The sequence below is a fragment of the Streptomyces sp. NPDC043952 genome (genome assembly GCF_056435325.1).
The window spans coordinates 1-12,992 of record NZ_JBWKES010000002.1; the positions used below are offsets into that span (position 1 = coordinate 1).

The window sequence follows — 12,992 nt, forward strand, 5'->3', positions numbered from 1 at the left end:
TCAACCGCCCCGACAGAGCCGAGCGCCGCCGCACCGGCAAGTCCGACCCGATCGCCGCCTACGCCGCCGCCCGCGCCGCCCTGTCCGGACGAGCCTCCAGCTCCCCCAAGGACGACACGGTCATCGGGATACGCGCCCTGCACAACGCCGCCCGCTCGGCGGTCAAGGCCCGCACCGCCGCGCTCAACCAGATCGGCCACGTCCTCATCTCCGCCCCGGAGGCCATCCGCACGCGATACGGGCAGCTCAAGGGCACCGACCGGATCGAGGCCCTGGCCCGGTTGCGGCCGGCCGGCGATGCCGCCCACGTCGCGGTCCTCACCGCGCTGAAGAGCCTCGCCCGCCGCGTCAAAGAGCTCACCGCCGAACACGATGCGCTGACGCGGGCCCTGGACGCCGAGGTCACCGCACGCAACCCGGGCCTGCGGGCGGCCCACGGTGTCGGTCCCGACACCGCGGCACAGCTGCTGATCACCGCAGGAGGCAATCCCGAGCGGATGCGGACCGAAGCGTCCTTCGCAGCCCTCTGCGGAGCCGCCCCGGTCCCCGCCTCCAGCGGCAAAACCAACCGTCATCGCCTGTCCCGGCGTTGGCGACCGGGCCGCCAACGCCGCCCTCTACCGCATCGCCCTGGTCCGCATGTCCAGCGATGCCCGGACCCGGGCATACGTCGCACAGCAAACCGCCGCCGGCCGGACGAAGAAGGAGATCATCCGGTTGCTGAAACGGGCCATCGCCCGGGAGACGTTCCGCTGTCTGACCACCACGGTCACCAGCCCCGACACAGCCGACCCGCGGCCCCTGCGGCGGGCCAAGAACATCACCCTGACCGCAGTCGCCCAGCACTTCGGAGTCCGGCCCACCACCATCTCCAGACTGGAACGAGGACTCAGCAGAGCCGACGACCTCGCTCACGCCTACCGCGACTGGCTCCAAGCCGCTTGACAGCAATAGGAGCATCAACGCCCCCCGGCTCAGCCCGCGCTCACCCGCACCTCACCGCCCTCGGGGTCCACCCGGCCGTGCCAGGACACGCCGAGCCTCAGGGTGCGGTGCGGCTGGGCGGTGCCGGGGCCGAGGCGGGCGCGGTGCAGCAGGCGGCCGTCCTGATGGACGTACAGGACGGGGCGGGGGAGGGGCGCGTCGGTGCGCAGGAGGTGGGGCGGGGGCGGCGCGGCCGGGCGGGCGCGTTGCAGGTCGGCGCGTTGCGGGTCGGCGCGTTCTGGGTCGACGCGGTCGGGGTCGATGCGGTTGGGGGTGATCCAGCGCAGTGGCGGTGCGACGGTGACCGGGATGCCGGGGCGCGGCCAGGGGGCGCCCGCCAGATGGTCCAGGACGGCACCGGCCGCTCTGGCGCCCTCGCGGGCCGCGGTGCCGGCGGGTTCCACGGCGTGCAGGAGGCTTCCGGCGGCGAAGACGCCGGGGCGCGAGGTGTGCAGGGCGGTGTGCACGGCGGGTCCTCGGGTGCCCGGATCGAGGTCGAGGGCGCCGCGCCGGGCGAGTTCGTGGTCGGGGACGAAGTCGCCGGTGAAGACGACGGTGTCGCAGGGCAGTACGGTCGTACGGCCGTCCCGGTGGCGCACGCGGACGCCGGACAGCCGTCCGTGGCCGAGGAGTTCGGTGACGGTGGTGCCGGTCAGCAGCGGAATGCCCTGGACCAGCCGGGCCGACCGCGCGCGGACGCGGCTCGTGCGGGCGCGGGGGTCTTCGGTGACGAGGGCGACGACCTCGGCGCCGGCCGTGCGGACCGTACGGGCCGCCGCGTACGACACGTCCTGCGCGCCGACCACCACCGCGCGGGTGCCGATGTGCTGCCCGAACAGGTGGACCGCCTGCTGGAGTTCGCCGGTGGTGTAGACGCCGGCGGGCCGGGCGCCGGGCACCAGGCGGGCCGCGCGGGGGCGTTCGCGGGCCCCGGTGGCGAGGACGACGGCCCGCGCCGCGAGCGTCTCGGGGCCGTCGGGCCCGACGGTCAGCAGCACGTTCGCGCCGGGCGCGCTGCCAACTTGCGAGTCGGGCAGGGTGGTTCCCGGCGCGCCTTCGACCTGCGGACCCAGCGCTGAAGTTCGGGTCCCGTTTCCAACGGGCCAGCCCAGCACGGTGGTTCTGGTCCGGATCAGCGCTCCGGACCGCTCGGTGGCCGCCGCGAGCAGGCGGGCGTACTGCGGGCCGGTCAGCGGGCGGGTCCAGGTGCCGAATCCGCCGTGGGCGCAGTGCCGAGGCACTCCGCCGGGGCGTTCCTCCCGCTCCAGGACCTCCACCCGTCCGGCTCCGGCGGCGGCGAGCCGGGCCGCCGCGGCGAGCCCCGCGGGCCCGGCACCGACCACCAGGACGTCGATGTGCCGTACCGCCGTCATGCGCGCCCGCCCCTTCCCTGCCGCTCGAACAACTCCCGTACCGCCGCCCCGCAGTAGAACCCCTGGCAGCGGCCCGCCCGCGCCCGTGTGCGGCGGCGCAGGCCGTCCGGACCGCGGGGCGGGATCGGGCCGGCGAGGGCGTCGCGGATCTCGCCGAGGGAGACCCGCTCGCAGTGGCAGACGAGGGTGCCGTAGGCCGGGTCGGCGGCGATCAGTTCCGGGTCCTGGTGGGGGCGCGGGAACGCCTCGCCGAGGTTGGGCATGCGCACCGGTTCGAGGTCGCGTTCCGGGCCGGGGTCGAGGCCCGTGCCGGTGAGCAGTCCGGTGACGTGCCCGGCGATGGCGAGCGAAGCGGTCAGGCCGGTGGAGCGGATGCCGCCGACGGTGACGTACGACCGCTCGGGGTGCACGGCGATCCGGTAGTCCTCCTGCCCGGTGGCCGCGCGCAACCCGGCGTAGGCGGCGGTGACTTCCTCCTCGACCAGCTCGGGCAGGATCCGGCGGCCCCGTTCCCGCAGCAGGGCGATGCCCTCGGCGGTGGTGCCGGTGGCCCGTTTGTCGTCCAGGTCCTCGGCGGTGGGGCCGAGCAGTACGTTGCCGTACACGGTGGGCGCGACCAGAACTCCCTTGCCGAGCGCGGTCGGTACGGGCAGCAGGATGTGCCGGACCAGCGGACGGGCGAGCTTGTCGAACACCAGGAGCTGGCCGCGGCGCGGGGTGACATCGAAGTCGTCGTATCCGAGGCGGTGGTCGAGGGTGTCGGCGCCCAGTCCGGCCGCGTTGACGAGGTAGCGGGCGCGCAGGGGGCCGCGGGAGGTGTGCAGGCGGTGGCCATCGTCCCAAGACGCCCGCTCGACGGTGGTGTTCAGGTGCAGGTCGACTCCGGCGCGGACGGCCTGGGTGGCGTAGGCGAGGGTGGTGGACCAGGGGCAGATGATGCTCTCGCCGGGGATGTGCAGGGCGCCGAGCGCGCCGGGACCGAGGTGCGGCTCGCGGGCGTACAGCTCCGCCCGGCTCAACGGACGTGCGCCAGCGTAGAAGTTGGCCGCCGCCTTCTCGGCGAGCCGGGGCAGGGCGGCGAGTTGCTCCTCGTCCCAGGCGACGAGCAGCGCGCCGACGGGTTCGACGGGGATGCCGGTTTCGCACGCGTACTGGGCGAGTTGGGCATATCCCTCGCGCACGAGCCGGGCCTCCAGGGTGCCGCGGGTGGCGTCGAACCCCGTGTGCAGGATCGCGGTGTTGGCCTTGGAGGTGCCCTGGCCCACGTCGTCCTGCGCCTCGATCAGGGCGACGCTCAGGCGCGGATGGCGGGCGAGTCGGCGGGCGATGGCACAACCGACGACTCCGGCGCCGACGATCGCGACGTCGTACGACCGGTCGGGGAGCGGGCCTTCGGCGGTGACGGTCGGGGGCGCGGCTTTGGTGGTCGCGGTCGGGGTCGCGGCGTTGGTGGTGCCGGTCGGGGGCGCGGCCTCGGTGGTGCCGGTCGGGGGCGCGGCCTCGGTGGTGCCGGTCGGGGACACGGCGTTGGTGGTGCCGGTCGGGCGTGCGGCCTCGGCGGTGACGGCCAGGGATGCGGCCTCGGCGGTGGCGGCCAGGAGTGCGGCTTCGGCGGTGGCGGCCGGGGATGCAGGGGTCGGGTCCCCGGCCTGGACCATCTGCCTTGCCCCTGAAGGGCTTTGACCGGTGTCCGGCGGACCCGACGGCTGCCGTTCCTCGCCGGGGCCCCTCATGAGCCGGGCAGGGCGGCGACGGCCGCGCGGAAGCGGGCGCGGCATTCGGCCGCCTGATCGGCGGGGATGCGGGGCTCGTACACGGCGGCGGGGCGCCGCTCGGGCAGGGCCTCGGCGGCGTCGAGAGCAGGGTCCGCGCCGAGGCGGGCGAGGGTGGCGGCGCCGAGCGCGGTGGCGTCGGGCAGCGCGGACACCTCGACGGGCTGTTGCAGCAGGTCGGCCTGGGTCTGCATGAGCAGCGCGGAGCGGGTGAGGCCGCCGTCGACGCGCAGCGTGCCGAGCGGGGTGCCGAGGTCGCCCGCGGCTGCTTCGGCGAGTTCGGCGACCTGGGCGGCGATGCCCTCGCACAGGGCGCGCACCAGATGTCCGGCGGTGGTGTCGAGGCCGAGCCCGGTCAGAGACCCGCGCAGCTCACCGCGCCACCAGGGGGCGGCGAGTCCGGCGAGCGCGGGTACGAAGGTGACGCCGCCGCTGTCGGGGACGGCGCCGCCGACCGGGTCGAGATCGGCGGCGGAGCCGATCACCCCGAGGTCGGCGAGCCAGCGCACCGCGGAGGCGGCCGTGTAGACCTGGCCGTCCAGGCAGTAGCTGGTCGTCCCGCCCAGCCGCCAGGCCACGCAGCTGACCAGCCCGGAGCCGCCGCGCCGGGGGCGTTCGCCGGTGTGGGCGAGCAGGAAGGCGCCAGTGCCGTAGGTGCACTTGGCGGCGCCGGGGGCGGTGACGCGCTGGGCGAGCAGCGCGGCCTGCTGGTCCACAATCAGACCGGTGAGCGGGATGTCGTAGCCGAACTCCCTTGTACTTCCGACCGGTTGGGCGACGTCGGTGACCTCCGGGAGGCGTTCGCCGGTGAGGCCGTAGAGGTCGAGGGCGCGGGAGGACCAACGGACCTGGTCGAGGTCGAGGAGCTGGGTGCGGCCCGCGGTGGCGGCGTCGGTGACGAAGGCACCGGTGAGACGGTGCACCAGCCAGGCGTCCGAGGTGGTGACGACGCCCTCGCGGGTCAGATGGCGGCGGATCCAGGCCATCTTGGGCGCGGCGAAGTACGGGTCCAGCGGGAGACCGGTGAGCTGCCGCAACTCCTCGGTGTAAGCGGCGAGTTCGGCGCAGACGGACTCGCCGCGGCGGTCCTGCCAGACCAGGGCGTCGGTGAGCGGGCGGCCGGTCGCCAGGTCCCAGGCGAGGACGGTCTCGCCCTGGTTGGCGAGGCCGAGGGCCACGACACGCTCCCCGGCCTCGGCGAGGGCGCCGCGGCCGGCGGTGAGCACCGAGTCGTACAGCGCGTCCGGGTCCACCTCGACCAGCCCGCCGGGCCGGTGCCGGGTGCGGACCTCGGCGTACCCGGTGCCGAGAACGCCCCGCTCCGGGCAGACCACGAGGGCCTTGGTGCCGGAGGTGCCCTGATCGACGGCGAGCACCGGCCCTGTCACCACGCCGACCCCGCCACCGCATCGGGCCCTGTCACCACGGGTGCCCCTGTCGCCGCATCGGGCCCTGTCACCACGGGCGCCCCAGCCGCCGCACCGGGCCCGGTCACCACACGGGGCCCTGTCGCCACACCGGCCCCGTCATCCGCGCCTCCCGCATGCTCCCGCGCCCGCACCAGAGATCACCGCGTCAGCCTGCCGCCGCCCGCATCCGGCGTCAAGCCGACCCGAGGCAGACCGATGATCTTTCAACCCCGCGGAGCGGTGATCCTCCGACCCCGCGGAGCGATGATCCTCCAACCCCGCGGAGCGTCGATCTTGCAACTCTCCGGAATGGCTAATTGAGTTGGCAATAATGGTGGGGCGCAACCACCACCCCTATAGTGTCCGCCGACCACCACGCACCGCCCAGGGGAGGGCTGTTGCCACCTCACTCCGCCGCCTCGTCCGCGTGTCACCGGCTCCGGGGCTCCGGCTGATGGCACGCGACGGAGCGAGACCCTCCTACGACCCCGCGGGATCCGACCACGCCCTGCGCGCGGTGCTCCAGGAGCTGCGCACGGGACGCTGGGTGGCCATGCGCACCCTGCTCGCGGAGACCACCGAGTGGTGGCGGTGGACCCAGCGCACCCAGATCCTCGCGGCGGCGGCCGCGGGCAGCGACGTGGTGCGCGCCTGGCTCGCGGAGGAACCGGACAGCACCCACGCGGCGGTGATGCGGGCGCGGGTCGGCGTGGAGCGGGCGTTACGGGCGCGCCGCGAACGGCATTTGCGCGCGCACGAGTTGTGGATCGAGGCGTGGGACGCCGCCGACACCGCCACCCGGCTCGCCCCGCACGATCCGGTGCCCTGGATCTGCCTGCTCGCGCTGGCCCAGCTGGATCCCGGACAGCGCTGGGCGGAGCACCGGGCCGACGCACCCGAGCCGCACCTCGTGCCGGGCCCCTGGGGGCTGCTGGCCGAGGCCGCCGAGCGCGACCCGTTCAACCGCGAGGCGCATCACCGGATGCTCCAGTTCCTGTACGCGCGGGGCGGGGTGGACGGTCGTACGCGGGCCGACGACGACTCCAACCGGTGGGCGGACGCGGCCGGTTACGCCCGCTGGGCCGCGGCGCGGGCCCCGCTCGGCTCGGCCCTGCACCTCCTCCCCCTCTACGTGCGCGTCGAGCGCCACCGCCGCGCGCGCCGCCCCGACACGCACTGGACCACGGACACCGCCGTCGGCGAGGCGAGCTCCGCGCTGCACTCCTGGTTCGAGCACGCGCCACCGGTCCGGCGCGCGCAGCCGGACCTCAACCACCTGGCGCACGCCCTGTGGGCAGCCCGCCAATTCCCATGCGCTGAGCGGGTGTTCGAGGCAATCGGCCCGTACTTCAGTCCGCTGCCCTGGGTGTACCGCGTCCAGGACGGCGGTCGTGCGGTGGACGTGTTCACACGGGCCCGCGACCACTGCCGCGCCCTGGCCGAGGGCACCGGCACCCGGACCGAGACCTGCGCCGACGTCTGCGCCGTACCCCGCACCGGAACCCACCCCTGCCCCTGACGCCGCGCCCCTGGCCCCCCACCTTCCGGAGGTCCCCCATGTCCCCCTCCCCAGAGCTGCCCCAGCAGGACGAGGAACGGCGCCTGCGCGAGCTCGGCTACCGTCCCGTACTCGCCCGCCGCATGGGCGGGTTCGGCAACTTCGCGATCAGCTTCTCGGTGATCTCGATCCTGTCCGGCTGTATGACCCTGTACGGGTTCGGCCTGAACACCGGCGGGCCCGCCGTGATGCTGTGGGGCTGGGCGGGCGTCGGCCTGTTCGTGCTGTGCGTCGGGCTCGCGCTCGCCGAGGTCACCAGCGCCTATCCGACCTCGGGCGCCCTGTACTACATGGCCGACCGGCTCGGCGGCCGCCGCTGGGGCTGGTACACGGGCTGGCTGAACCTGCTGGGGCTGCTCGGCGCGATCGCCGGAATCGACTACGGCGCCGCCCTGTTCACCGGCGCGTTCGCCAATCTCCAGTGGGGCTTCGCGCCGACGCCGGGCAAGACGATGCTGATCTTCTGCGCCATCCTGCTGCTGCACGCGGTGCTGAACCTGTTCGGTGTCCGCGTCGTCAGCCTGCTCAACTCGGTCAGCGTCTGGTGGCACCTGGCGGGGGTCGCGCTGATCGTCGGCGCGCTCGCGATCGTGCCCGACCACCACCGGTCGCCGTCCTTCGTGTTCACCACGTTCGTCAACGACACCGGCTGGTCGAACCCGCTCTACGCGGCCGCGATCGGCCTGCTGCTCGCCCAGTACACCTTCTCCGGCTACGACGCCTCCGCCCATCTCTCGGAGGAGACCTCGCGCGCCTCGGTGTCCGCGGCCAAGGGCATCGTGCGGGCCATCTGGGTGTCCTGGCTGGCCGGTTTCGCGCTGCTGGCCGGGCTCACCTTCGCGATCCAGGACTACGACGCCACGCGCACCACGGCCACCGGGGTGCCGCCCGCGCAGATCCTGCTCGACGGTCTCGGCACCGGCGGCGCGAAGGCGCTGCTGCTGGTGGTGATCGTGGCCCAGCTGTTCTGCGGGAACGCCGAGGTCGCCGCGGCCAGCCGGATGGTGTTCGCGTTCAGCCGGGACGGCGCGCTGCCCGGTTCCCGGCTGTGGCGCACGGTCAGCGCCCGCACGCAGACCCCGGTGGCCGCCGTATGGCTGTCGGTGGGGGTCGCCGGGGTGCTCGCGCTGCCGTCGCTGTACTCGGCGACGGCGTACAACGCGGTGACCGCCATCAACGTCATCGGCATCACCCCCGCGTACGCCATCCCGGTGCTGCTGCGGCTGCGGGCGGGCGACCGGTTCCGCCGCGGGCCGTGGCACCTGGGCCGGTGGAGCAGGCCGGTCGGCTGGGTCGCGGTGGTCTGGGTGGCGTGCGTCACGGTCCTGTTCTGTCTGCCGCAGTCCTCGCCGGTCACCGTCGGCACGATGAACTACGCGGCCGTGGCCCTGGCCGTCGTCCTGCTCCTCGCCAGCGTGTGGTGGTATGTGGCCCGCCGCTCGTACGGCACCCCGACGGCGGCCTACGGCAGCGACCGCGACCAGGCCGAACTCGCCGAGGGCATCATCTGATCGGGGCGCCGCGGGCTCCAGCGGGCCCGGTGGCAGGGCGCGTTCCGGATGCGGCAGGATGAACGCTCGTGCCGGTCACCGGAGTTCCGGGACCGGCACGTTCGCACATCCCGCACATCGAGCAGGTGACAACGTGACGAGACCTCTCATACGGCCCGCCGTACGACCCCCCGCTACCGGAGGTGACCGGTGAACCGCGCGCTGACCCTCGACGACGCCGTGATCGCCGGCATCGCGGTGGCGGCGGGCCTGGTGGCCGCGTTCCTCTCCCGTTCGCTGCTGCGCTGGCTGGCCAAGCACGCCAAGCGGACCCGCTGGAGCGGCGACGACGTCATCGTGGACGCGCTGCGCTCGATCGTGCCGTGGGCGCTGATCGCGAGCGGTGTGGCCGCCGCGGCGCTCGTGCTGCCCCTCACCAAGGCCGTGCGGCACCACACCGACCAGGTGCTGGAGGTGTGGCTGATCCTCGTGGCCACGCTGTCCGCGGCGCGGGTGATCGCCGGGCTGGTGCGCACGGTCACGCAGTCCCGCTCGGGCGTGGCGGGCTCGGCGACGATCTTCGTCAACATCACACGGGTGCTGGTGCTGGCCATCGGCTTCCTGGTGGTGCTCCAGACCCTCGGGATCTCCATAGCGCCGCTGCTCACCGCGCTGGGCGTGGGCGGTCTCGCGGTGGCCCTCGCGCTCCAGGACACCCTCGCCAACCTCTTCGCCGGCATCCACATCCTGGCCTCCAAGACCGTCCAGCCGGGCGACTACATCCAGCTGAGCAGCGGTGAGGAGGGGTACGTCGTCGACATCAACTGGCGCCAGACGACGATCCGCCAGCTGTCCAACAACCTGGTGGTGATCCCCAACGGCCAGCTCGCCAAGGCCAACATGACCAACTACACGCGGCCCGAGCAGCGGCTCACGGTGCCGGTGCAGGTGGGGGTGAGCTACGACGCCGACCTGGAGAAGGTGGAGCGGGTGACCGCCGAGGTGGTCACGGAAGTGATGCGCGAGGTGCCGGGCGCGCTGCCGGACCACGAGCCCGCGATCCGCTTCCACACCTTCGGCGACTCCCGCATCGGCTTCACGGTGATCCTCGGCATCGGCGAGTTCAGCGACCAGTACCGGATCAAACACGAGTTCATCAAACGCCTGCACCGCCGCTACCAGCGGGAGAACATCCACATCCCCTCCCCGGTCCGCACCGTCGCCCTCCAGCAGGGCACCTTCACGATTCCCCAGCAGCGGAACGCGGGGGACGCGGCGCGGCGGGCGTCCGAGCAGGGGGCGGAGTGATCGCGGTCACCGGAAGCGGATGCCGGACCCGGTGCGGCGGCCGAGCGGGCCGGCCGCTGGACCGGACCTCCGCGAGGACGGCCGCCGCCCCGGCTCCCGCGCGCCGCTGACCTGCCGGTGTGCCGCGGGACGGCGGACGGCGCCGCCCCCGTGAAGCGGTACTCCGGGGGGCCGACGAAGCGGTACTCCAGAGGGAACGGGGCAGTCGTATCCTCGTACCGAGATGACCGTTTCGCCCGACCCCCATGCCCTTGATCAGCGTCTCGACGCCCTCGCCCGGCAGCCGTTCCGGGCGCGGTTCCGGCTGCGGGGGCGGGAGCGGGTCATTGCCGGGGAGAAGGGGCCGGCCACCCTGAGGTGGCACGCGTACGACCTGATCGGAAAGCGGCTCGCGCCGGCCGCGCCGTACAAGGACGGGAAGCAGACGCCGTACCGGGGGCATCCCGTCTTCGTGGCGCAGCACGCGACCGCCACCTGCTGCCGGAGCTGTCTGCTGCGCTGGCACGGCATCCCCAAGGGACGGCAGCTCAGCAGGGCCGAGCACGTGTACGTGGTGGACGTGATCTGCCGCTGGATCGAGCGCGAGCTCGCCCGCGAGGCCGGGGAGGCGAGCGGAAGTGACTGACCGGGCGGGCGGCCGGGCGGCGGAAAACAGCGGTCCCGGAACACCACCCCTGTCGAGTCCGCCCCCGGCACGAGATATCTTGATGTCGAGCAATGTTGCAGACGTGGAGCGGAGCACCCGGTGACTGACTCGACCATCATCTACACGTACACAGACGAGGCCCCGGCCCTGGCGACGCATTCGTTCCTGCCAGTGGTCCAGGCGTATGCCTCGCAGGCCGGTGTGCCCGTGCAGACCCGCGACATCTCGCTGGCCGGGCGCATCATCGCCGTTTTCCCGGAGTACCTGAACGAGGACCAGCGCATCGCGGACGCGCTGACCGAGCTGGGCGAGCTGGCCAAGACCCCCTCGGCGAACATCATCAAGCTGCCGAACATCTCGGCGTCCATCCCGCAGCTCAAGGCCGCCATCGCCGAGTTGCAGGGCAAGGGCTACGCGCTGCCGGACTACCCGGACGACCCGAAGTCGGACGAGGAGCGCGAGATCCGCGCCCGTTACGACAAGATCAAGGGCTCCGCGGTCAACCCGGTCCTGCGCGAGGGCAACTCCGACCGCCGCGCCCCGGCCTCGGTGAAGAACTACGCCAAGACCCACCCGCACCGCATGGGCGCCTGGACTCCCGAGTCCAAGACCAACGTGGCGACCATGAGCGAGAACGACTTCGCCGGCACCGAGAAGTCCACGGTGATCGCCGAGGACACCACCCTGCGCTTCGAGCTGGTCGGCGCCGACGGCACCACCACCGAGCTGCGCGCGCCGCTGAAGGTCGTCGCCGGTGAGGTCGTGGACGCCGCCGTGCTGCGCGCCGCCGCCCTCAACGAGTTCCTCGCCGCGCAGGTCGCCCGCGCCAAGCAGGAGGGCGTGCTGTTCTCCGTGCACCTGAAGGCCACGATGATGAAGGTCTCCGACCCGATCATCTTCGGTCACGTGGTGCGCGCCTTCTTCCCGAAGACGTTCGCGAAGTACGGCGAGACGCTGAAGGCGGCCGGTCTCTCCCCGAACGACGGCCTGGGCGGCATCTACAAGGGCCTGGAGAACCTGCCCGAGGGCGCCGAGATCAAGGCGTCCTTCGACGCTGAGCTGGCCGAGGGCCCGGCGCTGGCCATGGTCGACTCCGACAAGGGCATCACCAACCTGCACGTCCCCTCGGACGTCATCGTGGACGCCTCCATGCCGGCGATGATCCGCACCTCCGGCCACATGTGGGGCCCGGACGGCCAGGAGCACGACACCCTCGCGGTGCTGCCGGACCACAGCTACTCCGGCGTCTACCAGGCCGTGATCGAGGACTGCCGCGCGAACGGCGCCTTCGACCCCGCCACCATGGGCTCGGTGCCGAACGTCGGCCTCATGGCGCAGAAGGCCGAGGAGTACGGCTCCCACGACAAGACCTTCGAGATCCCGGCCGACGGCACCGTCCGCCTGGTCGACCCGGCCGGCAACGTGGTCCTGGAGCAGGCCGTGGCGCGGGGCGACATCTTCCGCGCCTGCCAGACCAAGGACGCCCCGATCCGCGACTGGGTCAAGCTGGCCGTCACCCGCGCCCGCGCCACCGGCGACCCGGCCGTGTTCTGGCTGGACGAGAACCGCGCCCACGACGCGCAGCTGATCGCCAAGGTCAAGCAGTACCTGCCGGAGCACGACACCGAGGGCCTGGACATCCGGATCCTGTCCCCGGTCGAGGCCACCAAGCTGTCGGTGGAGCGCATCCGCCGCGGCGAGAACACCATCTCGGTCACCGGCAACGTGCTGCGCGACTACCTGACCGACCTGTTCCCGATCCTGGAGCTGGGCACCAGCGCCAAGATGCTGTCGGTCGTCCCGCTGATGGCGGGCGGCGGCCTGTTCGAGACCGGCGCCGGCGGCTCGGCGCCCAAGCACGTCCAGCAGCTGGTCAAGGAGAACTACCTGCGCTGGGACTCTCTCGGCGAGTTCTTCGCGCTCGTGCCCTCCCTTGAGCAGTACGCGGCGGCCACCGGCAACACCCGCGCCAAGGTCCTGGCCGACGCCCTGGACCGCGCCACGGCGACCTTCCTCAACGAGGACAAGTCCCCGACCCGTCGTCTCGGCGGCATCGACAACCGCGGCAGCCACTTCTACCTGTCCCTGTACTGGGCGCAGGAGCTGGCCAAGCAGACCGACGACGCCGACCTGGCCAAGGCGTTCGCGCCGCTCGCCGAGTCCCTCGCGGCCGACGAGGAGAAGATCGTGGCCGAGCTGAACGGCGTCCAGGGCAAGCCGGTCGACCTGGGCGGCTACTACCGCGTCGACCAGGAGAAGGCGGACGCGGTGATGCGCCCGTCGGCGACCTGGAACGCGGCGCTGGCCTCGCTCAGCTGATCCCGGCCCACGTCGCACCGGGGGGGGGGGGGAGGGGGGAGGGGTGGGGGGGGGGGGGGGTGTTCTCTTCCGGGGGGCGGGGGGGAGGGGGGGGGAGCGTGGCAAAAGGTTGGGGTGTGCCTTTTGTTGTTGC

The 12,992-nt window shown here is 73.2% G+C and carries 9 protein-coding genes and 1 pseudogene; 7 read left to right on the forward strand and 3 right to left on the reverse strand.

Annotation, left to right across the window (positions count from 1 at the left end):
• Window positions 1-281: 281 nt before the first annotated feature.
• Window positions 282-536 (forward strand): annotated as a pseudogene (locus tag AC069R_RS02000) (transposase); the annotation flags it as partial.
• Window positions 537-639: 103 nt separating this feature from the next.
• Entirely contained in the window at window positions 640-945 is a 306-nt protein-coding gene (locus tag AC069R_RS02005) for a helix-turn-helix domain-containing protein (protein WP_478763702.1), read from the forward strand.
• Window positions 946-974: 29 nt separating this feature from the next.
• Here AC069R_RS02005 and AC069R_RS02010 read toward each other — a convergent pair whose 3' ends face one another.
• The 3 genes from AC069R_RS02010 to AC069R_RS02020 all read right to left on the reverse strand — a co-directional run bounded on the left by AC069R_RS02010 (window position 975) and on the right by AC069R_RS02020 (window position 5,517).
• Window positions 975-2,357, reverse strand: coding sequence for an NAD(P)/FAD-dependent oxidoreductase (locus tag AC069R_RS02010; RefSeq protein WP_478763703.1), 1,383 nt, complete (start codon window positions 2,355-2,357; stop codon window positions 975-977).
• Entirely contained in the window at window positions 2,354-4,015 is a 1,662-nt protein-coding gene (locus AC069R_RS02015; protein ID WP_478763704.1) for an FAD-dependent oxidoreductase, read from the reverse strand. The genes AC069R_RS02010 and AC069R_RS02015 overlap by 4 nt, the downstream gene beginning before the upstream one ends.
• Window positions 4,016-4,086: 71 nt before the next feature.
• Window positions 4,087-5,517, reverse strand: coding sequence for an FGGY family carbohydrate kinase (locus AC069R_RS02020; protein ID WP_478764204.1), 1,431 nt, complete (start codon window positions 5,515-5,517; stop codon window positions 4,087-4,089).
• Between the two features lie 475 nt (window positions 5,518-5,992).
• On the opposite strand from AC069R_RS02020, the gene AC069R_RS02025 reads away from it, so the two are divergent.
• The 5 genes from AC069R_RS02025 to AC069R_RS02045 all read left to right on the forward strand — a co-directional run bounded on the left by AC069R_RS02025 (window position 5,993) and on the right by AC069R_RS02045 (window position 12,859).
• On the forward strand, window positions 5,993-7,057 hold the full coding sequence (locus AC069R_RS02025) for a hypothetical protein (protein WP_478763706.1): 1,065 nt from the start codon (window positions 5,993-5,995) through the stop codon (window positions 7,055-7,057).
• 38 nt (window positions 7,058-7,095) lie between these two features.
• Window positions 7,096-8,607, forward strand: coding sequence for an amino acid permease (locus tag AC069R_RS02030; protein WP_478763707.1), 1,512 nt, complete (start codon window positions 7,096-7,098; stop codon window positions 8,605-8,607).
• A gap of 189 nt (window positions 8,608-8,796) precedes the next feature.
• Window positions 8,797-9,894 (forward strand): mechanosensitive ion channel family protein, encoded by a 1,098-nt coding sequence (locus tag AC069R_RS02035; RefSeq protein ID WP_478763708.1) that lies wholly within the window; start codon window positions 8,797-8,799, stop codon window positions 9,892-9,894.
• A gap of 223 nt (window positions 9,895-10,117) precedes the next feature.
• Window positions 10,118-10,519: a DUF4186 domain-containing protein gene (locus tag AC069R_RS02040; RefSeq protein WP_478763709.1), complete on the forward strand. Its 402-nt coding sequence runs from the start codon at window positions 10,118-10,120 to the stop codon at window positions 10,517-10,519.
• A gap of 120 nt (window positions 10,520-10,639) precedes the next feature.
• A complete protein-coding gene (locus AC069R_RS02045) occupies window positions 10,640-12,859 on the forward strand; it encodes an NADP-dependent isocitrate dehydrogenase (RefSeq protein ID WP_478763711.1) in 2,220 nt (739 codons plus the stop codon).
• The last annotated feature ends 133 nt before the right edge of the window (window positions 12,860-12,992 follow it).

Excerpts from the sequence above, each read along its gene's own strand:
- AC069R_RS02005 (WP_478763702.1), top strand. The coding sequence starts at position 640 with ATGTCCAGCGATGCCCGGACCCGGGCATACGTCGCACAGCAAACCGCC.
- AC069R_RS02010 (WP_478763703.1), bottom strand. The coding sequence starts at position 2,357 with ATGACGGCGGTACGGCACATCGACGTCCTGGTGGTCGGTGCCGGGCCC.
- AC069R_RS02015 (WP_478763704.1), bottom strand. The coding sequence starts at position 4,015 with ATGGTCCAGGCCGGGGACCCGACCCCTGCATCCCCGGCCGCCACCGCC.
- AC069R_RS02025 (WP_478763706.1), top strand. The coding sequence starts at position 5,993 with ATGGCACGCGACGGAGCGAGACCCTCCTACGACCCCGCGGGATCCGAC.
- AC069R_RS02030 (WP_478763707.1), top strand. The coding sequence starts at position 7,096 with ATGTCCCCCTCCCCAGAGCTGCCCCAGCAGGACGAGGAACGGCGCCTG.
- AC069R_RS02040 (WP_478763709.1), top strand. The coding sequence starts at position 10,118 with ATGACCGTTTCGCCCGACCCCCATGCCCTTGATCAGCGTCTCGACGCC.